Annotated in this window: 26 protein-coding genes; 16 read left to right on the plus strand and 10 right to left on the minus strand. The window is 62.9% G+C overall.

The window, feature by feature from the left end; all coding sequences use genetic code 11:
* The first annotated feature begins 54 nt into the window (after positions 1-54).
* The 5 genes from purC (at position 55) to AC1DXM_RS09175 (ending at position 2,953) form a co-directional block, all read left to right on the plus strand.
* Positions 55-849, plus strand: a complete 795-nt coding sequence (gene purC / locus AC1DXM_RS09155; protein WP_056594372.1) for a phosphoribosylaminoimidazolesuccinocarboxamide synthase — start codon at positions 55-57, stop codon at positions 847-849.
* Positions 850-936: 87 nt separating this feature from the next.
* Positions 937-1,179: a phosphoribosylformylglycinamidine synthase subunit PurS gene (purS, locus tag AC1DXM_RS09160; RefSeq protein ID WP_023669092.1), complete on the plus strand. Its 243-nt coding sequence runs from the start codon at positions 937-939 to the stop codon at positions 1,177-1,179.
* Position 1,180: 1 nt separating this feature from the next.
* On the plus strand, positions 1,181-1,849 hold the full coding sequence (gene purQ, locus AC1DXM_RS09165) for a phosphoribosylformylglycinamidine synthase subunit PurQ (protein ID WP_181057214.1): 669 nt from the start codon (positions 1,181-1,183) through the stop codon (positions 1,847-1,849).
* Positions 1,850-1,893: 44 nt separating this feature from the next.
* Positions 1,894-2,304 carry a hypothetical protein gene (locus AC1DXM_RS09170; RefSeq protein ID WP_477232749.1) on the plus strand — a complete coding sequence of 137 codons (411 nt, stop codon included), beginning with the start codon at positions 1,894-1,896 and terminating at the stop codon, positions 2,302-2,304.
* Positions 2,305-2,308: 4 nt separating this feature from the next.
* Positions 2,309-2,953 carry a Pr6Pr family membrane protein gene (locus AC1DXM_RS09175; protein ID WP_477232750.1) on the plus strand — a complete coding sequence of 215 codons (645 nt, stop codon included), beginning with the start codon at positions 2,309-2,311 and terminating at the stop codon, positions 2,951-2,953.
* Positions 2,954-2,969: 16 nt separating this feature from the next.
* On the opposite strand, the gene AC1DXM_RS09180 is transcribed toward AC1DXM_RS09175, so the two are convergent.
* Positions 2,970-3,215, minus strand: a complete 246-nt coding sequence (locus AC1DXM_RS09180) for a DUF1127 domain-containing protein (RefSeq protein WP_477232751.1) — start codon at positions 3,213-3,215, stop codon at positions 2,970-2,972.
* A 93-nt stretch (positions 3,216-3,308) separates the two neighbouring features.
* Between AC1DXM_RS09180 and AC1DXM_RS09185 the strand changes: the two genes are divergently transcribed.
* Complete coding sequence (locus AC1DXM_RS09185) at positions 3,309-4,721, plus strand: aminotransferase-like domain-containing protein (protein WP_477232752.1); 1,413 nt, start codon at positions 3,309-3,311, stop codon at positions 4,719-4,721.
* A 41-nt stretch (positions 4,722-4,762) separates the two neighbouring features.
* On the opposite strand, the gene AC1DXM_RS09190 is transcribed toward AC1DXM_RS09185, so the two are convergent.
* A complete protein-coding gene (locus AC1DXM_RS09190) occupies positions 4,763-4,927 on the minus strand; it encodes a hypothetical protein (protein WP_185970361.1) in 165 nt (54 codons plus the stop codon).
* A 188-nt stretch (positions 4,928-5,115) separates the two neighbouring features.
* Here AC1DXM_RS09190 and purL point away from each other — a divergent pair, with 188 nt between their 5' ends.
* The 3 genes from purL (at position 5,116) to AC1DXM_RS09205 (ending at position 8,213) form a co-directional block, all read left to right on the plus strand.
* On the plus strand, positions 5,116-7,347 hold the full coding sequence (purL, locus tag AC1DXM_RS09195; RefSeq protein ID WP_477232753.1) for a phosphoribosylformylglycinamidine synthase subunit PurL: 2,232 nt from the start codon (positions 5,116-5,118) through the stop codon (positions 7,345-7,347).
* Positions 7,344-7,868, plus strand: a complete 525-nt coding sequence (locus tag AC1DXM_RS09200; RefSeq protein ID WP_477232754.1) for a hypothetical protein — start codon at positions 7,344-7,346, stop codon at positions 7,866-7,868. The genes purL and AC1DXM_RS09200 overlap by 4 nt, the downstream gene beginning before the upstream one ends.
* Positions 7,869-7,979: 111 nt before the next feature.
* Complete coding sequence (locus tag AC1DXM_RS09205; protein ID WP_010909092.1) at positions 7,980-8,213, plus strand: BolA/IbaG family iron-sulfur metabolism protein; 234 nt, start codon at positions 7,980-7,982, stop codon at positions 8,211-8,213.
* A 12-nt stretch (positions 8,214-8,225) separates the two neighbouring features.
* Here AC1DXM_RS09205 and AC1DXM_RS09210 read toward each other — a convergent pair whose 3' ends face one another.
* Positions 8,226-9,059, minus strand: a complete 834-nt coding sequence (locus AC1DXM_RS09210) for a phosphodiester glycosidase family protein (RefSeq protein WP_477232755.1) — start codon at positions 9,057-9,059, stop codon at positions 8,226-8,228.
* A gap of 163 nt (positions 9,060-9,222) precedes the next feature.
* Here AC1DXM_RS09210 and grxD point away from each other — a divergent pair, with 163 nt between their 5' ends.
* Positions 9,223-9,558, plus strand: a complete 336-nt coding sequence (grxD, locus tag AC1DXM_RS09215; protein ID WP_142868104.1) for a Grx4 family monothiol glutaredoxin — start codon at positions 9,223-9,225, stop codon at positions 9,556-9,558.
* Positions 9,559-9,692: 134 nt separating this feature from the next.
* Positions 9,693-10,961 carry a multidrug effflux MFS transporter gene (locus tag AC1DXM_RS09220; protein ID WP_477232756.1) on the plus strand — a complete coding sequence of 423 codons (1,269 nt, stop codon included), beginning with the start codon at positions 9,693-9,695 and terminating at the stop codon, positions 10,959-10,961.
* Between the two features lie 55 nt (positions 10,962-11,016).
* Here AC1DXM_RS09220 and AC1DXM_RS09225 read toward each other — a convergent pair whose 3' ends face one another.
* The 3 genes from AC1DXM_RS09225 to rpsD all read right to left on the minus strand — a co-directional run bounded on the left by AC1DXM_RS09225 (position 11,017) and on the right by rpsD (position 13,496).
* Complete coding sequence (locus AC1DXM_RS09225) at positions 11,017-11,844, minus strand: inositol monophosphatase family protein (RefSeq protein ID WP_477232757.1); 828 nt, start codon at positions 11,842-11,844, stop codon at positions 11,017-11,019.
* The gene (gene ttcA, locus AC1DXM_RS09230) at positions 11,834-12,727 is read right to left on the minus strand and encodes a tRNA 2-thiocytidine(32) synthetase TtcA (RefSeq protein WP_477232758.1); all 894 of its coding nucleotides are present in this window, start codon (positions 12,725-12,727) and stop codon (positions 11,834-11,836) included. Before ttcA ends, AC1DXM_RS09225 begins: the two co-directional genes overlap by 11 nt.
* A 151-nt stretch (positions 12,728-12,878) precedes the next feature.
* Positions 12,879-13,496, minus strand: coding sequence for a 30S ribosomal protein S4 (gene rpsD / locus AC1DXM_RS09235; RefSeq protein ID WP_013895883.1), 618 nt, complete (start codon positions 13,494-13,496; stop codon positions 12,879-12,881).
* 381 nt (positions 13,497-13,877) lie between these two features.
* Here rpsD and AC1DXM_RS09240 point away from each other — a divergent pair, with 381 nt between their 5' ends.
* Positions 13,878-14,087 (plus strand): hypothetical protein, encoded by a 210-nt coding sequence (locus tag AC1DXM_RS09240; RefSeq protein WP_477232759.1) that lies wholly within the window; start codon positions 13,878-13,880, stop codon positions 14,085-14,087.
* 77 nt (positions 14,088-14,164) lie between these two features.
* On the opposite strand, the gene AC1DXM_RS09245 is transcribed toward AC1DXM_RS09240, so the two are convergent.
* On the minus strand, positions 14,165-14,353 hold the full coding sequence (locus AC1DXM_RS09245) for a DUF3008 family protein (RefSeq protein WP_112561427.1): 189 nt from the start codon (positions 14,351-14,353) through the stop codon (positions 14,165-14,167).
* A 159-nt stretch (positions 14,354-14,512) separates the two neighbouring features.
* Between AC1DXM_RS09245 and AC1DXM_RS09250 the strand changes: the two genes are divergently transcribed.
* Positions 14,513-15,895: an RNB domain-containing ribonuclease gene (locus AC1DXM_RS09250; protein WP_477232760.1), complete on the plus strand. Its 1,383-nt coding sequence runs from the start codon at positions 14,513-14,515 to the stop codon at positions 15,893-15,895.
* Here the strand turns inward: AC1DXM_RS09250 and murI are convergent.
* From murI to AC1DXM_RS09265, 3 genes are all read right to left on the minus strand, one after another.
* Positions 15,892-16,692 (minus strand): glutamate racemase, encoded by an 801-nt coding sequence (gene murI / locus AC1DXM_RS09255; RefSeq protein ID WP_477232761.1) that lies wholly within the window; start codon positions 16,690-16,692, stop codon positions 15,892-15,894. The genes AC1DXM_RS09250 and murI overlap by 4 nt on opposite strands.
* Positions 16,693-16,843: 151 nt before the next feature.
* The gene (locus tag AC1DXM_RS09260) at positions 16,844-17,446 is read right to left on the minus strand and encodes a DUF805 domain-containing protein (protein ID WP_477232762.1); all 603 of its coding nucleotides are present in this window, start codon (positions 17,444-17,446) and stop codon (positions 16,844-16,846) included.
* Between the two features lie 70 nt (positions 17,447-17,516).
* Positions 17,517-18,368, minus strand: coding sequence for an RNA methyltransferase (locus AC1DXM_RS09265; RefSeq protein WP_477232763.1), 852 nt, complete (start codon positions 18,366-18,368; stop codon positions 17,517-17,519).
* 221 nt (positions 18,369-18,589) lie between these two features.
* On the opposite strand from AC1DXM_RS09265, the gene AC1DXM_RS09270 reads away from it, so the two are divergent.
* The 3 genes from AC1DXM_RS09270 to AC1DXM_RS09280 all read left to right on the plus strand — a co-directional run bounded on the left by AC1DXM_RS09270 (position 18,590) and on the right by AC1DXM_RS09280 (position 21,092).
* A complete protein-coding gene (locus AC1DXM_RS09270; protein WP_477232764.1) occupies positions 18,590-19,801 on the plus strand; it encodes an NADP-dependent isocitrate dehydrogenase in 1,212 nt (403 codons plus the stop codon).
* Between the two features lie 74 nt (positions 19,802-19,875).
* Positions 19,876-20,490 carry a glutathione S-transferase family protein gene (locus tag AC1DXM_RS09275; RefSeq protein ID WP_477232765.1) on the plus strand — a complete coding sequence of 205 codons (615 nt, stop codon included), beginning with the start codon at positions 19,876-19,878 and terminating at the stop codon, positions 20,488-20,490.
* A gap of 20 nt (positions 20,491-20,510) precedes the next feature.
* Positions 20,511-21,092 (plus strand): demethoxyubiquinone hydroxylase family protein, encoded by a 582-nt coding sequence (locus tag AC1DXM_RS09280; protein ID WP_477232766.1) that lies wholly within the window; start codon positions 20,511-20,513, stop codon positions 21,090-21,092.
* Position 21,093 lies beyond the last annotated feature (1 nt).

The following is a 21,093-nucleotide window of genomic DNA, read 5'->3' on the forward strand; positions in this document are numbered from 1 at the left end:
ACGGACAGGAACTGGTCGCTTGCCGCCTGCCCGCAAATCCAGAGAAAAAATCAGATGAAAAATCGCCGCCGCATTTATGAAGGCAAGGCCAAGATCCTCTATGAGGGACCGGAACCGGGCACGCTGATCCAATTCTTCAAGGATGATGCCACTGCGTTCAACAAGAAGAAACATGAGGTCATCGACGGCAAGGGTGTGCTCAACAACCGCATTTCCGAGTACATCTTCAATCATCTGAACCGCATGGGCATTCCGACCCACTTCATCCGCCGGCTCAACATGCGCGAGCAGCTGATCAAGGAAGTCGAGATCATTCCGCTCGAAGTGGTGGTGCGCAATGTCGCCGCCGGTTCGCTGTCCAAGCGCCTCGGCATCGAGGAAGGCACCGTTCTGCCGCGCTCGATCATCGAATTCTATTACAAGGCCGATGCGCTCGACGACCCGATGGTGTCGGAAGAGCATATTACCGCTTTCGGCTGGGCTTCCCCGCAGGAGATCGACGACGTCATGGCGCTGGCCATCCGCGTCAACGACTTTCTCTCCGGCCTGTTCATGGGCGTCGGCATCCAGCTCGTCGACTTCAAGATCGAATGCGGCCGCCTGTTCGAGGGCGACATGATGCGTATCGTCGTTGCCGACGAGATCTCGCCGGATTCTTGCCGGCTGTGGGACGTGGCGACGCAGGACAAGCTCGACAAGGACCGTTTCCGCCGCGATATGGGCGGCCTCGTCGAAGCCTATCAGGAAGTCGCCCGCCGCCTCGGCATCATGAACGAGAACGAGCCGCCGCGCCCGACCGGCCCGGTGCTGGTCGCCTCGACCGAAGGCATCAAAGGCAAGCCGCACTAAATCTTCTTTTTTGACGCAATTCCGGACGGAAAACTGCTTCACACTTTTCCTGGAATTGCTAAGTCTTCGAACAGGAACCCGTCCAGCATGATCAAGGCCCGCATCACCGTCACCCTCAAGAACGGCGTGTTAGACCCGCAGGGAAAAGCGATAGAGCATGCCCTGTCCGGACTGGGGTTCGGCGGCGTCGGCCAGGTGCGGCAAGGCAAGGTGTTCGATCTCGAGCTTTCGGAGACCGACAAGGCCAAGGCCGAGGCCGATCTCAAGGCGATGTGCGACAAGCTGCTGGCGAATACGGTGATTGAGAACTACGCGGTGGAGATCGCCTGATATGAAATCCGCTGTCGTTCTTCTCCCCGGCCTCAACCGCGACCGTGACATGATCGCGGCGCTGACCAAGATTTCGGGACAGGCGCCGGCGACCGTCTGGCAGACCGATACCGAAATCCCCGATGTCGACCTGATCGCCATCCCCGGCGGCTTCTCCTTCGGCGACTATCTGCGCTGCGGCGCCATTGCCGCGCGCATGCCTGTCATGCGGGCGGTGGCGGAAAAGGCGGCAAAGGGCGTCATGGTCATCGGTGTGTGCAACGGCTTCCAGATCCTGGTCGAGGCCGGCCTGCTGCCCGGCGCGCTGATGCGCAATTCCTCGCTGAAATTCGTCTGCCGGCAGGTGAAGCTCGAGATCGCCAACGCCAACACCATGTTCACCCGCCGCTACCAGCCGGGCCAGATCATCCGCACGCCGGTGGCGCATCATGACGGCAACTATTTTGCCGATGCCGACACGCTTGCCCGCCTCGAAGGCGAAGGACAGGTGGTGTTTCGCTATGCCGAGGGCACCAATCCCAATGGCTCGATCAATGACATTGCCGGTATCATCAGCGAAAAAGGCAATGTGCTCGGCCTGATGCCGCATCCGGAAAACCTGATCGAGGCCGCGCATGGCGGAAGCGATGGCCGTGCGTTGTTCGAAGGCGCGCTCGGCATCGCCGCCTGATATCCTTTTTCGAAATTCCTTTCAAAGCGCGGGGGCGGCTGACCATGAGACTGACGATTGCCCGGATGGCTCTCCTGATCGCCGCCGGCTTGGCGTTGGCATCCTGCCAATCCAGCCCGAAGAGCGCGCCGGCGCCGGTGGGCAAAAGCGCTTCGCTGCTCGCCATGGAACAGGTGGCGATATCGGCCCACAAATGCTGGATTGCCAGCAAGGATCCCGCCTTCAAGTCGTACCAGATGGCCAATGAGCTGAACTCGTTCAGCGGCACGCCGCGCTTCCTGCTGGTTCCTGCCAAGCATTATGGCGGCAAGCCGTTGCTGGTCGTGCAGGCGCACGGCAATTCCAGCCGCATCGACGTGTTCGGTCCGCTGATGGGCGATCCGCTCGGCGCTCGCATCGGCTCCGACATTGCGCGCTGGCAGACAGGCAATCCGTCCTGTAGCGCGGCCGCCTGACGCCATGGGCCGCTTCCTGCAGATGGCGGGATTGGTCATTGGTCTGGGCGGGCTTGTCCTGCAAGCCTGCATCACCATCCCGGCGTCGATGGAAGCTGGCCGCAGTTTTCTCGGCTCGATCATCTTTCTGTTCAGCTTCTTCACCATCCTGACCAACATCGGCGCAGTGCTGGTCCACACCTCGCTGCTGTCACCCAGCGGCTATGCCTGGCTGCCCGCCTTTGCCGGACCGCGGATGCGCGCAGGCGTCGCGGTTTCCATTGCGATGGTCTTCATTGTCTATGCCACGGTTCTGGCACAGCTTTGGCAGCCGCAGGGCCTGTTTCTATTCTGCGACGTGCTGCTGCACTATGTGACGCCGGTGCTGTTCGTGCTGTGGTGGCTGGTGGCGGGCGCCGACGGCAGGACACGCTGGAGCGACATCTCCTGGTGGATGACCTATCCGATCGCCTATCTCGCCTATGCGCTGGCGCGGGCGCCGATCGCGGGCGAAGTGCCCTACCCGTTCCTCGACGTTGCGAAAAACGGCGCGGCCAGCGTCGCGCTTGCGGCGCTGGCCGTCACCGGGGTTTTTCTGGTGCTGTGCATCCTCGCCGTGCTTGCCGACAAGGGCGTCTCACGGCTCAGGGCACCGGGCGCCCGTCGCTGACTGGAACGGTCCCGGGTCAGTCCCAGAAGCGCCGGATCCCTTCGCGGTAGGCGTCGGAACGCGACACACCGATATCTTTAAGCTGCTCGTCGGTCATTTCCAGCAGGGCCAAGCGGCCGCGACGGCGCTCGATCAGCGCGTCGATCCATCGCGCCAGCGACCTGACGACATAGACCACGCGGCTGACAAAGCCTCGCCGGCCCGACGGGCGCGGCCCGACCAGTTCAATGCCCGCGCAGCGGATTGTCTCTGATGTATCCATTGTCTTTCTGCCAAGGTTGCAAATTGTACCCATTTCGGTACGGCGCTGATATGTATTGACTCCTAATTCGGTGCAATATACAAAATTGTCACCATGACAAATTGGCTTCCTGACCTCACCACCGGTTCCGGCCCGCTCTATCAGCGCCTTGCCGACAGCATCGAGTCGGACATCGACAAGGGCATCATCGACGCCGGAGCAAAATTGCCGCCGCAGCGCGATCTCGCCTATGACATCGGCACCACGGTCGGCACGATCGGCCGGGCTTATCAGTTGCTGCGCGAGCGCGGTCTGGTCAGCGGCGAGGTCGGGCGCGGAACCTATGTTCTGGCCCAGCAATCGGAAGCGGTGAGCCCCGAATTCGCCGAGCCCGCCGTGCAAGGCACGCGCTATGTCGATGCACCACCCGGCAAGCTGCGCTTCGACAGCACGGCCGCGCCCGACATCGGCCAGGGCGCCATTGTCGCCGACATGCTGCAGCGCACGGTGCAGGATCATCCGCACGAGATTTCCAGCTACACCAGGGATTTCCCGGAGCGCTGGTTCGAGGCCGGCGCGCGCTGGCTGTCGCGCAATTCGTTCCGCCCGGCGGCCGAGACCGTCGTTCCCACGCTCGGCACCCATGCCGCCGTCATGGCGGCGATCGCTGCGCTCACCACGCCCGGCGACTATGTCGCCTTCGAGCACCTCACCTATTCGCAGATCGCCCGCAGCGCCGGGCTGATCGGGCGGCGCGTTGCACTGGTGGCATCGGATGAGGAAGGTCTCGATCCCGAGGATTTTGAGCGCGTCTGCGCGCAAAAGCACCCGAAGATGATCTTCCTGATGCCGACGGTGCAGAACCCGACACTGGCCATCCTGTCGGTTTCGCGCCGCGAGGCGATCGCGCGCGTCGCGCGCGAGTACAATGTCATCCTCATCGAGGACGATCTCTATGGCGGTCTGACCGAGGATCCGACGCCGCTCATCGCCGAATATGCGCCCGAGCGCACCATCGTTGCCGGCGGCCTGTCGAAATCGGTCGCCGCCGGCGTCCGCGGCGGCTGGCTCTCCTGCCCGCCCGCCTATCGCCATCGCATCCGCGTCGCCCACAAAATGATGACCGGCGGCATGCCGTTCCTGCTGGCGGAGGTGAATGCGCGGCTGGTGCTGTCCGGGCAAGCCGGCGATATCCGCCGGCGCAGCATCGCCGAAATCGCCGCCCGCATCGCCATCGTGCGCGAGACTTTGGCTGGCTTCGCCTTCAAGTCACACGACAGCGTACCCTTCGTCTGGCTCACTCTGCCCGACCCCTGGCTGTCCGGCACCTTCCGTAGTGCATGCCTCGAAAATGGCGTGCTCCTCGACGACGAGGACGAGTTCAAAGCCGGGCGCTCCGAGCAGGTTTTCCACGGCGTTCGTTTCGGGGTATCGCAGCCAAGGCGGCGCGAGGACATCGCCGGCGGCGTCGCGGTGATCCGGCGGCTGCTGGAGGAAGGCCGCGCCGGCTACGACAGGTCTTCCTGACCCCGTTGAGGCTTAGCTGGTGCTCGCGGCCCTGGCCTCGGTCAGCCCTCTGCCTTGAAGTTTTTGGCTTCCTTCGCGCCCTTTTCCTTGCCGTGCTTCTCGGCCAGGTCCTTGGCTTGTTGCGGCGAAACGTCGGTGATCTCGGCAAGATGCATAGCTTCCTTGTCCGAGAGGCGATTGTCTTTCTTGCCTTGCTTGGTGGCCATATCCAGATCTCCTGATTGATTGGAGACCTAACGGCCGGGATGCCATAGCGTTCCCCTATGACGTCCCACTGCCCCTCGCCTTGTGGCTTTCCGGCGTTTTTCGTCAGCGGATGGGGTGTATCACGCCAAAGCTTGCGATAAGAGGGGACTCAGAAATCCCCCTCTCCCACGGATACCAATCGCTGCCCATGACCATTTCCAATTCCGTGCCGATCACTCCGGAACTCATTGCCGCGCACGGGCTGAAGCCCGACGAATACCAACGCATCCTCGATCTGGTCGGGCGCGAGCCGAGCTTTACCGAACTCGGCATCTTCTCGGCGATGTGGAACGAACACTGCTCCTATAAATCCTCGAAGAAGTGGCTGCGCACGCTGCCCACCACCGGGCCGCAGGTCATCCAGGGTCCCGGCGAGAATGCCGGCGTGGTCGATATCGGCGACGGCGACTGCGTCGTCTTCAAGATGGAGAGCCACAACCACCCCTCCTACATCGAGCCCTATCAGGGTGCGGCGACCGGCGTCGGCGGCATTCTGCGCGACGTCTTCACCATGGGCGCGCGGCCGATCGCGGCGATGAACGCACTGCGCTTCGGCGCGCCGGACCATCCCAAGACGCGACATCTGGTCTCCGGCGTGGTTTCCGGCGTCGGCGGCTACGGCAATGCCTTCGGCGTCCCGACCGTTGGCGGCGAGGTCAATTTCGACGCTCGCTACAACGGCAACATCCTGGTCAACGCCTTTGCCGCAGGTCTTGCCAAGACCGATGCGATCTTCCTGTCGGAGGCCAAGGGCGTCGGCCTGCCCGTCGTCTATCTCGGCGCCAAGACCGGACGCGATGGCGTCGGCGGCGCCACCATGGCCTCGGCCGAGTTCGACGACAAGATCGACGAGAAGCGCCCGACCGTGCAGGTCGGCGATCCCTTCACCGAAAAATGCCTGCTGGAAGCATGCCTCGAGCTGATGGCGTCGGGTGCGGTCATCGCCATCCAGGACATGGGTGCGGCCGGCCTCACCTGTTCGGCGGTCGAAATGGGTGCCAAGGGCGATCTCGGCATCGAGCTTCAGCTCGACCAGGTGCCGGTGCGCGAAGAGCGCATGAGCGCCTATGAGATGATGCTGTCGGAAAGCCAGGAGCGCATGCTGATGGTGCTGCGCCCCGAGAAGGAAAAGGAAGCCGAAGCGATTTTCCACAAATGGGGCCTCGACTTCGCCATCGTCGGCAAGACCACCGATGATCTGCGTTTTCGCGTCATCCATCAGGGCGACGAGGTCGCCAATCTGCCGATCAAGGACCTTGGCGACAAGGCGCCGGAATATGACCGCCCGTGGGTCGAGCCGAAGAAGCCGGCGGCATTGGCGGCCGGCGATGCGCCGAAGGCCGATGTCGCCGACGCGCTGCTGAAGCTGCTCGGCGGGCCGGACCTGTCCTCCCGCCGCTGGGTATGGGAGCAGTATGACACGCTGATCCAGGGCAATTCGCTGCAGCTGCCGGGCGGCGACGCTGGCGTGGTACGCGTCGAGGGCCATGCGACCAAGGCGCTCGCCTTCTCCTCCGACGTCACACCACGCTATTGCGAGGCCGATCCCTATGAGGGCGGCAAGCAGGCGGTGGCCGAGTGCTGGCGCAATCTGACCGCCACCGGCGCGCTGCCGCTGGCGGCGACCGACAACCTCAATTTCGGCAATCCGGAGCGGCCCGAGATCATGGGTCAGCTGGTCGGCGCGGTGAAAGGCATTGGCGATGCCTGCCGGGCGCTCGGCTTCCCGATCGTGTCGGGCAATGTCTCGCTCTACAACGAGACCAACGGCCAGGGTATCCTGCCGACACCGACCATAGGCGGCGTCGGGCTGATCGCCGACTGGTCGAAGATGACGCGCATCGGCTTTGCCGCCGAGGGCCAGATGATCGTGCTGGTCGGCGCGCCGGCGACATGGGGCAGCCATCTCGGCCAGTCCGCCTATTTCAGAGACATTCATGGCCGTACCGACGGGCCGCCACCACCCGTCGATCTCGCGCATGAAAAGCGCGTCGGCGACCATGTGCGTGCGCTGATCGCGTCGGGCGTGGTGACCGCGGCGCATGACCTTTCCGATGGCGGCCTTGCCGTGGCGCTGGCCGAAATGGCGATGGCATCCGGTATCGGCGCTACAATTCCCGGCCTTGCCGGCACCGATCCGATCCCGGTCTGGTTCGGAGAAGACCAGGGCCGCTACCTCCTGACGCTGTCGGTCGATCCGCAGAGCAAGGAATGGGACGCCATTCGCGAGGAGCAGAGCAAGCTCGGCATTTTTGCGCCATGGATCGGCTCGACCGGCGGGCGCGAGCTGAAACTTGGCGATGCCAGGGCGATCCCGGTCAGCGAATTGACCGCCGCCCATGAAGGCTGGTTCCCGCGCTTCATGGACAAGGCCAGTTGAGCAGACTGGCTGCCCGGACGCTGATCGCTGTCGTCTTCTGGCCGTCGCTGTTCTTCTTCTGGTTCCTCGGCCCGTTCGTCTTTTTCCTGCTGTCGACGACCTCAAGCGAGGTCTGTCCGCTGCTGGAAAGGCGCGAGCAGTTCCTTGAGGCGGCCAACGGCGCGCTTCCGATGCTGGTCCTGCAAAACCTCCTTTATGCGGTTCCGATCATCTGCCTGGTGCTTTGGATCCGGCTTTTGCCGGACCCGGCGCGAGCAAGACATGTCGTCACCTGCATCAAGCTTTTTATTGTCGCAGTGGTCATAGGGGCGCTGTGGGAATATGGCTCGTCGCTGGCCTGCGACGGCTACGGCCAGCCATTCTTCTCGCCGCTCTGGCAAATGACCAGCTATCTCCCCATCGTCAGCCTGGCGATCAACATTCCGCTCTATGTCCTGACCTTCAGGCTTGGCCGGGGGTTCTCGACCCGCGACGACATCACCGAGGATGGTGTGGTCCACCCGCGGCAGGATGGCCCGTAGGTCCTGCGTTGATGGACAGGACGGCTTCAATCCGAGCCGGAAAGGCTTTAGGCTTACGCCCGAGTCACATCGCACAAGCTGCCTAGCCGCCGCCCAGAACAGGATTTTGCCATGGCAATGGATGCCCACGACATCGAAAAACTGATCAAGGACGGCATTCCGGACGCCAAGGTGACGATCCGCGACCTCGCCGGCGACGGTGATCACTATGCGGCCGAAGTGGTGGCCGAGAGCTTCCGGGGAAAGAGCCGCGTCCAGCAGCACCAGATGGTCTATGACGCGCTGAAGGGCAATATGGGCGGCGTGCTGCACGCGCTGGCCCTGCAGACCAGCGTGCCGGACTGAAGCCAGGCTCGGCTACTGCGTCAGCGGCTGCCTGGCCGAAACGGACGTGATCGGCTTCGCCGACACTGAAATGATCGGCCCGGCCGGATACTTACCGCCGACGACCATTCTCTTTCCATCCGACAATGCCGAGACCGCGCCGTCGAGGAACAGCGCGTTGCGGCAGCCAAGCGCGTCGCGAAACAGCCGCGCGAAGCTGCCGAGACTCACTTCCGAGCGCGAAACAGCCAGCACCACGGTGTTTTCGTCGCGCACGCCGACGCCGTTCCTGATGTAGCGAGATGTGCCATTCGGCTCGAAGCGTGGGTGAATCTGGCCGTCGATCACCAGCATCGGGCCGGACTGCGTGGCGAAAGCGACGTCAGGCCTGGCCGCGGCATAGGCGCTGCTTTCCATGACCGCGGCCTTGCCGTCCTTGCCAACCAGAAAGATGCCGTTCGGCTTCAGGAAGAAATTGCCGTCAGCATCGGCAAGGTTGAGCGGCGACTTTTCAACGCCGTCTTCGACCAAGAGGCCGACCGGCGACAAATCCTCATGGTACATGCCGCCATTCATGGCGAGCAGCACCGGCCTGCCCTCGCCGGCAACCGCCTTGTCAAAGGCCTCCAGCGAGCCGAAGGGCTTGCCGTCGGCACCGGCATGGAAAACTCCGATGCTGTCGGCTCGAAGATCGATCTCGCAGGCGACATAGGTCACGGCCTCGAAAGCGACATTCCGACAGGGTGCGGGCAATTCGCCGCCGACAACCAGCGGTGGCCGCGGCTCCGGGCGTCTCGGCCACCAGATAATGGCTGTCGCCGCCACCAGGATGGCGATCAGAAGGGCGGCGCCATGTCGTTTTTTCATCATCTTCCGGAGGCTGCAATCGGGCGGGATGCTTGGCCCAAGACAGGCGATCCTTTGCGCCATTTCCGCGGCAGCGGCGCAAACATCTTGTTTCGGCCCATCTATGGGTTTATTTGATGGCTATGCTTCGAGCCTGACTCCCACAGGCGTGAAAGGATATTCCATGAGCGGCATCAACGACTACATCGACAGCGAAGTGAAGGGCAACGACGTTGTCCTTTTCATGAAGGGCACGCCCGGTTTTCCGCAGTGCGGGTTTTCCGGCCAGGTGGTGCAGATTCTCGATTACATCGGCGCCGACTATAAGGGCGTCGACGTGCTGACCTCGGCCGAACTGCGCCAGGGCATCAAGGAATATTCGAACTGGCCGACGATCCCGCAGCTCTACGTCAAGGGCGAATTCGTCGGCGGCTGCGACATCATCCGCGAAATGTTCCAGGCGGGCGAACTGCAGACGTTCCTCGTCGAAAAGGGCGTCAGCGTCAAAGCTCCCGCCTGATTCTGGGGCGCCTGATTCTGGTTTGAGACCGGGGCAGCCCCGCCCCGGCAAAATGTTACCTCCCCCTATCGGGGTGAGGACGAATCGATGCGCCGGCATGCCGGCGCATATTCGTTTTAAAGATCGGACTTGCCGTGGACCAGCAGTCACAAGCGCCGCAACAGGCAAACAACTTGCCTATTCCGCGCTGGGAATTCATCGCGCTGTGCGCGGCGCTGATGGCGTTGAACTCGCTGGCCATCGACATCATGCTGCCGGCGCTGCAGCAGATCGGCGCCACGCTCGGCGTCGAAAATGAAAACCACCGCCAATATGTGATCACCGCCTACATCTTGGGCTTCGGCGGCGGACAGCTTTTCTTCGGGCCGATCTCGGACCGGTTCGGGCGCCGCGCGCCGCTGGTCGTCGGGCTGGCGATCTACGTCGTGGCGGCGGCGGCTGCCGCCATCGCCCCGTCATTTGCCATCCTGCTGCTGTGCCGGCTTGTGCAAGGCATCGGTGCTGCGGCTACGCGCGTCATCGCGGTGTCGATCGTGCGCGACACGTTCGACGGCCGGCGCATGGCCGAGGTGATGTCGCTGATCTTCATGGTGTTCATGGCCATCCCGGTGATTGCTCCGGGGATCGGCCAGTTCATCATGCTGTTCGCGAGCTGGCACTGGATCTTCGTCACCATGGCGGTCGGAGCGCTGGTCGTATCGGCGTGGTCGCTGCTGCGGCTGCCGGAAACGCTGCATCCGGAATATCGCCGGCCGTTGACAGTATCATCCGTCCTCGGCGGTTTCCGCATCGTGCTCACCAACCGCATGGCGCTTTGCTACGCCTTCGCCAGCACCTTCATTTTCGCCGCCATGTTCGGCTTCATTGCCTCGGCGCAGCAGATCTATGTCGACATTTTTCATGTCGGCGAGATGTTTCCGGTCATCTTCGCCGGTGTCGCCGGCATTCTTGCTTTTTCGAATTACCTCAACTCGCGCCTGGTCGGCCGCATTGGCATGCGCCGTCTCTCGCAGAGCGCGCTGCTGCTGTTCCTGGTGATCAGCCTTGCCTGGCTCACCGTTTCGCTGGAGATGAACATGCCGCTCTGGCTGTTCATCACCTTCTTCGCCAGCGCGATGATCCCGTTCGGCGCGTTGGGCGCCAATTTCAACGCGCTTGCGATGGAGCCACTCGGGCAACTGGCCGGCACCGCGTCGTCGATCCTGGGTTTCATGCAGACGTTTCTCGGCGGCATTCTCGGCACGCTGATCGGCCAGGCCTTCAACGGCACGGTGACGCCGCTGGCGGCCGGCTTCTGCAGCGTCTCGGTCGCGGCCCTGCTGATGATCCTCATCGCCGAGCGCGGCAAGATGTTCCAGCCGCACAACCCACCCATTTCAGGGCACGTCACCGACCTGCATTGATTTTGGTCTGGAGGCCGCAAGCCTGGCGGCTTGAACGCCAGAGCAGGAATTGATCCTACTCCGCCCAGAGTTCGCGGCGCAATTCCTGCCAGCTTTCCCTGTCGGGCGCGACGAGGATGCCACCCTCGACATGCGACGGCAAATAGGCGCTGCCGTCGATGCGCGCGGTATAGCCACCGGCCTCGGCATGGATCAGCACGCCGACCAGATGGTCCCACGGCATCAGCTTGTTGTAGACGACGAAATGCGCATGGCCGCTGGCCAGCAGCCGGTATTCATGCGCCGCGCAGCGATAGCCGAACTGCGACAGCGTCTTGGTCTGGTTGCGCGCCAGCAGCGAGCGTTGCGGCTCGGCCAGATATTGCCAGGAAACCGAACCGGTCATTTGCGACACCGGCACGGCGTCGGCGACATGCACTTTCTCCAACGTGCCATGCGCATGGCGGATGTGGCTGCCGGCGCCCTTGGCGCCGATCAGCCAGTCCTTGCCCACGGGATCATGGATGATGCCGGCCACGGTCTCGCCCTTGACCACGACGCTTAGCATGACGCCGAACAGCGGCACGCCGGAGGCGAAGTTGAACGTGCCGTCGACCGGGTCGACGACGAAGGCGAGATCGGCATCGCCGAGCCCCTGGAGGAGCGCCGGATTGTCGGAACAGGCTTCCTCGCCGACGATCATCGCCGTGGGATAACGCTCCCGCAGCTTTGCCGTGATCAGCCGCTCGGCGTTGACGTCGGCCTCGGTCACCAGATCGGCGGCCGAAGTCTTCTGGCGGACATCGCCCTCGCCCAGCCGGCGAAAGCGCGGCATGATTTCGGCTTTGGCTGCATCGGCGAGAAGCTCGGCCAGCCAGTCGATCGCACGGTCGTCAAATGTCATCGGAAATGTCTTGTCCTGCGGTGAGGCTGCCGTTGAGGGCGGCGAAATCGAACAGTTTTCTGTCGAGCAGATGCGAAGGCCTGGTGTTGGACAGCGCGCGCAACATCGTATCCTTGCGGCCCGGCATGCGCTTTTCCATATCGTCCAGCATCGCTTTGGTGGCGTTGCGCTGCAGGCCTTCCTGGCTGCCGCAGAGATCGCAGGGAATGATTGGGAATTTCATCGCGGCGGCGAATTTCTCCAGATCCGCCTCGGCGCAGTAGCTCAGCGGCCTCAGCACCATGACGTCGCCGTCGTCGTTGAGCAGCTTTGGCGGCATGGCGGCGAGACGGCCGCCATGGAACAGGTTCATGAAGAAGGTTTCGAGGATGTCCTCACGATGGTGGCCGAGCACCAGCGCCGAACAGCCCTCTTCGCGCGCGATGCGGTAGAGATGGCCGCGCCTGAGCCGCGAGCACAGCGAACAATAGGTGCTGCCCTGGGGCAGCTTGTCGGTGACCACCGAATAAGTGTCCTGGTACTCGATACGATGGGCAATGCCGTGCGCGTCGAGATAATCCGGCAAGATGTGCTTTGGGAAATTCGGCTGGCCTTGGTCGAGATTGCAGGCCAGAAGGTCGACCGGCAAAAGCCCGCGCCATTTGAGATCGAGCAGCATGGCGAGCAGGCCGTAGGAATCCTTGCCGCCGGACAGCGCCACCAGCCAGCGGTCGCCGGGCCTGACCATGGCGAAATCCTCGATCGCCTGGCGGGTCAGCCGCAACAGCCGCTTGCGCAGTTTGTTGAATTCGACCGAGGACGGCACGTCGGCGAACAGCGGATGGAAACCGCCTTCGGCATCGGCAACCGGTTCAAGCAGATCGGCGTTTGGCAACATGTTCATGGCGCGTCGGCCCAAATCCCTGTTGCGCCCGGATTAGCGCATTGGCTCGAAAATCGAAATCGGTTTTTGGTCGATGCTTCGCAAAGCGCGATGCACAAAGAAAAAGGCCGCCTCGAAAGGCGGCCTTCGGTATCTGCGGCAGTGAGGCCGATCAGCGCGAATAGAATTCGACGACCAGGTTCGGTTCCATCTGCACGGCGAACGGAACGTCGGCCAGGCCGGGGATGCGCGAGAAGGTTGCGACCATCTTGTTGTGATCGGCTTCGATGTAGTCCGGCACGTCGCGCTCGGCGAGGCCGACCGATTCCAGAACGATGACCAGCTGCTTCGACTTTTCGCGCACTTCGACGACGTCGCCCGGCTTGCAGCGGTACGAGCCGATGTTGACGCGCTTGCCGTTGACGTTGACGTGGCCGTGGTTGACGAACTGGCGGGCGGCGAAGATGGTCGGCACGAACTTGGCGCGGTAGACGACCGCATCCAGACGCGACTCGAGCAGGCCGATCAGGTTCTCCGAGGTGTCGCCCTTGCGGCGGTCAGCCTCTTCATAGACCTTGCGGAACTGCTTTTCCGAGACGTCGCCATAGTGACCCTTCAGCTTCTGCTTGGCGCGCAGCTGCAGGCCGAAGTCGGAAAGCTTGCCCTTGCGGCGCTGGCCGTGCTGGCCGGGGCCGTATTCACGCTTGTTGACCGGGGACTTCGGGCGGCCCCAGATGTTTTCGCCGAGACGGCGGTCGATCTTGTACTTCGCGGATTCGCGCTTGCTCATCGCATTCCCTTTCAAAACAAACCACCCGGAACCTCATGGTCCGGGTGAAGGAAACGCGCCCTCCTCTGGCCTCCGTTTTCGAGACCTGACAGGGTCTTCCACGCAATGCGATGGAAAACCCACGGGACACGTCAGTCTAGACAAGACCAAGGAAACGATAAACCTGATTTCCCGGGGCTTGCCATGCAAAAGAAACCACCGGGCATTGCGGCCCGGTGTTGGTGGGCTCGTTAAACGGAGATTTAACCGGTGTCAAGCTCGCTGCTGGCGGCGGCTGCGGCAACCCTATAGCTTTTCTGGTGTTAAGTGCGGTGCCGGATGCGGCGGTGTCGTTGCCAACGGCATTAGGAAGGGACTGGAGCTAGAGGAGCCAAAAGTCGTATGAAAAAATTCTTCCTTTCGTTGGTAAGTGCAGCCGTCCTGGCAGGATCGATGTCGATTGCCGTCCCCGAGCCGGCGATGGCCAGGCATTGGCACGGTCACAGACATTATCAGGTCTGCCGGATCGTGGTGAAGAAGAAGGTCGTCTGGCGGCACGGCCACAAGAAGGTCATCCGCTACAAGGTGAAGCGCTGCTGGTGGCGCTGGTAGTTTCGGCTTCGACCTGAAGTGAAAAGCCCGCGGTCTTGGCCGCGGGCTCTTGTTTTTGACGGCACAGTATCCGGGCCTCAGTCCGCCGATTTCTTCTCGGGCAGCCCCTTGCGCTTGGTCTCGGCGAATTCCTCAAGCTGCTTTTCGCTCATCGATTCATACATTTCGCGTGCAGCGCCTATGAGTTCGCCTTTCTTGGTTTCGCCGCGTTTGGCCGAAAGCGCGGCGCCGGCGGCCTTTTGCTGGGCTTGTGATTTTGCAGGCATATCGGTTCCTCCTTTGCTGCCAGAAGAAGAAACGTTGCGCTTCGGCGAGAGTTCCAGCTCTGGCGGCCAACTCCCGGTCCGCGCTCGTGTCCCCATGGCCGGCCCGCCTGCCGGCAAATCGGCCTTCCCGTGTCCGAAATGCCAGTGTAGGACGGCGCCATGAAATCGTTGACCGATCCCTCGCAGGCACTCGCTACCGGCCTTTCAAAAATCCGCACCGAGTTCCATGTGCCGGACGGGTTTCCGCCCAACGTGATGGCCCTGGCACAGAGGGCGGCCAGACGGGTGCCCAGCCAGCATGCCAACCGAACGGCGATGCCTTTCGTGACACTCGATCCGGCGACTTCCACCGATCTCGATCAGGCTTTTTCGATCGAGGCGAGCGGCAGCGACCTTCTGTTGCACTATGCCATTGCCGACGTGGCCTGGTTCGTCGAGGACGGCGACGCGGTGGATGTCGAAGCCTGGGCGCGGGGCGAGACCCTGTATTTGCCGGACGGCAAGGCCGGGCTTTATCCCCCGGTGATCGCCGAGGGTGCGGCGAGCCTGTTGCCCAGCGGGCCGCGTCCGGCTGTTGTCTTCACGGTTCGGATCGCCGGCGACGGTGCGGTAAAGCTGGACGGCGCGGAGCGCGCAATCATTCAGAGCCGCGCCAAACTCGCCTATGACACCGTGCGAGCCTCCGACGTTCCGGCAGGCTTTGCCGAAATTTCCCGGCGCATGGCGGCAAACGAAGAGCGTCGTGGTGCTTCCCGCGTCGACCCGCCCGAGCAGGAGGTGGAACAGCTTGCCGATGGTACATTCCAGCTTGCGTTCAGACCGCTGCTGCAATCCGAGCAAGACAACGCCGCGCTTTCGCTGGCTGCCAACATGGCGATTGCCGACGCCATGCTGGCACACCGGACCGGGCTGTTCCGGGTGATGGCGCCGCCGGATGCTGCCAAGGTGAAAAAACTGCGTTGCGCGGCACAGGCTCTCGGCCTGTCCTGGCCGGCTTCGACCAGTCTGCGCGACTATCAGCGAACCCTTGATCCGGGCGACAGGCAACAGGCGGCGCTGATGCTGGAAATCCGCCGTGCCGGTTCCGGTGCGTCCTACCAACCCTATGAGGAAGGCGTTGTGCCGTGGCACGAGGCCATGGCTGCGACCTATGCCCACGCCACCGCGCCGCTGAGGCGGCTTGCAGACCGCTACGTCGTGCGCTGCGCGCTGGCAATAGCCAACGGCCAGCCGGTGCCGCAGGCCGTCACCGAGGCGTTTGCCAGACTACCCACGGTGATGGGACGCGCGGATGCCCGCGCCTCGCAGATCAACCACGCGGCCATCGACCTTGCCGAGGCGGTGATGCTGAAGGGACGCCAGGGTGAAATGTTCAAGGCCGTCGTCACCGACGTCGCCGACCAGCGTATGCGCGTACAGCTCTCGAACATGCCTGTCGTTGCGAATGTGAAGGCCTCCGGGTTCAGGCAGGGCGACGGCCTGACGCTAAGGCTTGTTTCGGCCGATCCGGATCAACGCAGCATTGTCTTCCAACCTGCCTAGCGTGCGCTCAATCCAAAACCCTGCATCAGCCGGCTGATGGCGAAATCCGGCTTTCCCGAGGTAAAGACGGCGATGTCGGGCTCGCCTTGTGGCAACGCCCCGTCGACTACCGGAAGCAGCGACAAGGCACGGCGGGCAATCGCCTCGGCCGGGTCTATCCAGTCGACCGGCCAGGGTGCTGTCTTGCGCATGCGGTTGGCCAGGAACGGGTAGTGCGTGCAGGCGAGCACGACGATATCGGTGCGCAAATCGTCATGCTGGACGAAGCACGGTGCGATCTCGGCGCGCACGGCCTCTTCGTCGACAAAGCCCTCGCGCATGTAGGCCTCGGCCAGTCCGGCCAGATTGTTGCTGCCGACCAGGCGGACATGGCATTTCTGCGCCCATTTGCCGATCAGGTCGCGCGTGTACTGGCGCTTCACCGTGCCCGGCGTCGCCAGCACCGAGACCAGCCCGGAGCGGGTGCGCTCGGCTGCCGGCTTGATGGCCGGCACCGTGCCGACAAAGGGATGGCCGGGAAATCTGTCACGCAACGCATCGATCACCAGCGTCGAGGCGGTGTTGCAGGCGACGACCGAAATTGCCGGCTGAAAACGGTCGAGCAGCTTGGCGAAGAGCTCGACTATATGGGCCTGCAGCGCCGGTTCTTCCCAGGCGCCGTAAGGAAAGGCCTTGTCATCGGCGACATAGACGAAGCGCCTGTCGGGCATCAGCACGCGGGCTTCGCGCAGCACCGTCAACCCGCCAACGCCGGAATCGAACATCAGGATCGGGCGGTGGCTTGATCGATCGCTCATTGATGTCGGACCATGGAAAGAGGCTGGAGATCAGAAGGGCTGGCCGGTGATGTGGCCGATGCCGTTCTATCCGCAACGATCATGGTCTTGAAGTGGCGAATTCACCCAAGTTTTGCGCAAGCGCCAGCGAAGATCGCTTTTCGCGATCGCTCTACAGCCCGCGCTTGCCGAAGCCGGCGGGCTTTGGCCGGCCCATCGGTTGGACCGATGGCACCGAGCGTGTGGCCGGCGCGGCGGCGCGCGCAGGGGATGGCGCAGCGCTGGCGGCCACCCGGCCGCCGGCCGAGGGAACAGCACCCTCGAAATCGAAAACCGATGTCAGCTCATCGATATTGCTGCCCGCCACCGGCTTTGCCATCAGGATCGTGCACCAAAGGCCAAAGATCGACAGGGCAAGCAGGTTCAGACCACTGGGCGTGCTTTCGGGATTGTTGAAATCGATGACCAGCAGCGTGCCGGCCTGCAGGAAGGCGTAGATGGCGCAGAACACGATGTAGGACCACAGGATCCAGCCTTTGCCGTTGGCGTCGCGGCTGCGCCGCCAGGCAAAATTGCCGCGCATGACCACAGCCAGCAGCGAAACGACGAGGACCGCACCGGCCATCCCTTGCCGCGACGGACCAGGCGCGGAGTTGATGAAGCCCTCAAAGCCCATCGTCCCCACGATGCACACCATAGCAACCATGGCCTCGAGGAAAGCGACCCCGAGGGAGTAGAAAAAGAAGCGCATGCGGCCGATATTGGAGGTGAACATGAGCGACCCACCGTTTGGCCAACAATGCATCAGCACCAGATAATATTCGGTTACGCCGGACGTTCGAAGCTTACTGATCTTCTTCGTCTGTCTTCCGGTTTCTAGCTGCGGCCGGAAGCCGCCTCGGATCGTCTCCGGGCGATCCGTCACCGCGCGGCATGGCCGGCGAAAACCGGTCGAGCGACGAGATGATGCCGCGCAGCACTTTCAGTTCCGGCTCGGCGAAACCGGCGCGGGTCAAGACGGCGCGCAGGTTGTCGACCATCTTCGGCTTCTTCGGCGCCGGGCGGAAATAGCCACGCGCTTCGAGCGCGCCTTCGAGATAGGCAAACAGGCCGTGCAGTTCTTCCTTGCTCGCAAGCTTCATTTCGGGACTGGAGAAATTGGTCGTCGTCTCGTCCTCCAGGCCCGACTTCATCCACTCATAGGACATCAACAGCACGGCCTGGGCGATGTTCAGCGACGAGAAGCCGGGATCGACCGGAAAGGTGACGATCTCGTCGGCCAGTCCAACCTCGTCATTGTAGAGCCCAAAACGCTCGCGGCCGAACAGGATGCCGGTGCGCTGGCCGGCTGTCTGGCGCGCTCGCAGCGCCCTGCCCGCCTCGACCGGCCCGCGCACCGGCTTGAAGCCATCGCGCTCGCGCGCCGTGGTGGCGAAGACGAAATTGAGGTCCGCGACCGCGGATGCCAGATCGCCAAACACGGTGACGGCATCGATGACATGGTCGGCGCGGCTGGCGGCGGCGCGCGCCTTCTCGCTTGGCCAGCCATCGCGCGGATTGACGAGCCTGAGTTCCGACAGACCGAAATTGGCCATGGCGCGCGCAACCATGCCGATATTCTCGCCGAGCTGCGGCTCGACCAGGATGATCGCCGGGCCGGCGACGGAGACGTTTTCAGGAGGTTGCACGGCGGACATAATCTCAATGAACTGCTGTTTGCGGCATTTTCAGCGTTCCCTGCCACATCCGCCCGCCAAAATGAAGCATTTGCAAAAACACCAGGTCGGCGCGCGGACGGCCCATTCGGCGCCGATCGGCGTTTGCGCCGCCAAATAGGCTTTGATATACGGGCCGCATCCCCGGCCGAAAGCCATGCGGGCAAGGCCGTTCCGATCCCCAAAAGCGAGGCATTCTTTCCATGGCGAAGATCAAGGTGGCGAACCCGGTCGTCGAACTCGACGGCGACGAGATGACCCGCATCATCTGGCAGTTCATCAAGGACAAGCTTATCCACCCTTATCTCGACCTCAAGCTTGAATATTACGACCTCGGCATCGAGCACCGCGACGCCACCAACGACCAGGTGACCATCGATTCGGCCAACGCCATCAAGAAATGGGGCGTCGGCGTGAAATGCGCGACGATCACCCCCGACGAGCAGCGCGTCGAGGAGTTCAAGCTGAAGAAGATGTGGAAGTCGCCGAACGGCACCATCCGCAACATCCTCGGCGGCACCATTTTCCGCGAGCCGATCATCATGAAGAACGTGCCGCGGCTGGTGCCGGGCTGGACCAAGCCGATCATCGTCGGCCGTCACGCTTTCGGCGACCAGTACCGCGCCACCGATTTCCGCTTCCCCGGCAAAGGCAAGCTGACGATCAAGTTCGTCGGCGAGGACGGCAAGGTGATCGAGCATGACGTGTTCGACGCGCCCGGCGCCGGCATTGCCATGGCCATGTACAATCTCGACGATTCGATCCGCGAATTCGCCCGCGCTTCGCTGAATTACGGCCTGCTGCGCAACTATCCGGTCTATCTCTCGACCAAGAACACCATCCTCAAGGCCTATGACGGCCGCTTCAAGGACATCTTCCAGGAAGTCTACGAGGCCGAATTCGAGGCCGAGTTCAAGGCCAAGAAGCTGTGGTACGAGCACCGGCTGATCGACGACATGGTGGCATCGAGCCTGAAATGGTCGGGCGGCTATGTCTGGGCCTGCAAGAACTACGATGGCGACGTGCAGTCCGACACGGTGGCGCAAGGCTTTGGTTCGCTCGGCCTGATGACTTCGGTGCTGATGACGCCGGACGGCAAGACGGTGGAAGCCGAAGCCGCGCACGGCACCGTCACCCGCCACTATCGCCAGCACCAGAAGGGCGAGGAAACCTCGACCAACTCGATCGCCTCGATCTTCGCCTGGACGCGCGGGCTCGCCCACCGCGCCAAGCTCGACGACAATGCCGAGCTGAAGCGCTTTGCCGAGACTCTGGAAAAGGTCTGCATCCAGACGGTCGAGAGCGGCTTCATGACCAAGGATCTGTCGCTGCTGATCGGCCCCGACCAGCCCTGGCTGTCGACCACCGGCTTCCTCGACAAGATCGACGAGAATCTGCAGAAGGCAATGGCGTAAGCCGACAACGAAGGCTCCGAGAGGAGCCTTCGCTTTTTGGGCGAGCAATGCGAGCAGGAGCGAAGGGCTAAGCGATGACCAAGCCGATCCTCTACGGCGCTGATTACAGCGTCTATGTTCGCATTGCGCGGCTGACGCTCGCGGAAAAAGGCGTCGGCTATGAGTTGGTGCCTCTCGACATCTTCGCGGCCGAGGGCATTCCGGCCTGGTATCTGGAGCATCACCCGTTCGGCCGCATTCCGGCCTTCGAACATGACGGCTTTCGCCTGTTCGAGACCAGTGCGATTGCCCGCTATGTCGACGAGGCGTTCGACGGCCCGGCGCTGCAGCCGAAGGACCCGCGTGCGCGTGCAACGATGAACCAGATCATCGGCATGCTCGATGCCTATGGCTACAGGTCGATGGTCTGGGATGTCGCCGTCGAGCGGCTGGAGAAAGAAGCGCCCGACGAGGCGCTGATCGCCAACGGACTGCGCCAGGCCGAAACGGTGCTCAGGGTGCTTACCGCCCTCAAAGCACCCGGGCCGTGGCTGCTAGGCGATCAGCTGACGCTGGCCGACCTGCAAGCCGCGCCGATCATCGCCTATTTCCTCAAGGTCCCCGAGGGGCAAAAGCTGCTTGCCGCGTTCGCCGACATCCAGGCCTGGTGGGACAGAATTGCAAAACGTCCGAGCCTGGCGGCGGGCTGACATGTGGTTAGGGGGCGCCCATGGCTGACCTTTCTCGCCAAGACGCGCTCACCATCGCCAGAATAGTCAGGGTCAACCACGCCGGTGAGTTCGGTGCGATCAGGATCTATTCGGCGCAGATTCTGGTGGCCCGGCGCTTTTGGCCGAATTGCGTGCCATCCTTGTCGGAGATGCTCGGGCACGAGCGCACGCATTGCGCCGCGTTCCGCACCGCCATGCCGGCGCGGCTATCGCGGCCCTGCCGGGTGATGCAGTTCTGGAGCTGGGGCGGTTGGCTGCTGGGTTTTGTGACCGCCCTGCTCGGCCCGCAAGGCATCTGGGCCTGCACGGCGGCGGTCGAGGTGGCGGTTCACCGCCATCTCGACGACCAGCTCTTCTTTCTGGCCAAGCGCGACCGAGACCTGCACGGCATCATCCTGGCAATCCGCGAGGAAGAGCTTGCCCATCTCCATCACGCCGAAGAGCAGCTGAAATCGCCCGGCCCGGCACTGAACCTTCTGCGGTCGCTGATTTCGGTCGCCACCGACGTGCTGATCTGGCTGTCCACCTGGGGCGACTCCAGCAGAATGACGCGCGCGCTGAAGGCGGCAAAGCGGACCTAAG

This window comes from Mesorhizobium sp. P3_A2 (genome assembly GCF_056403115.1).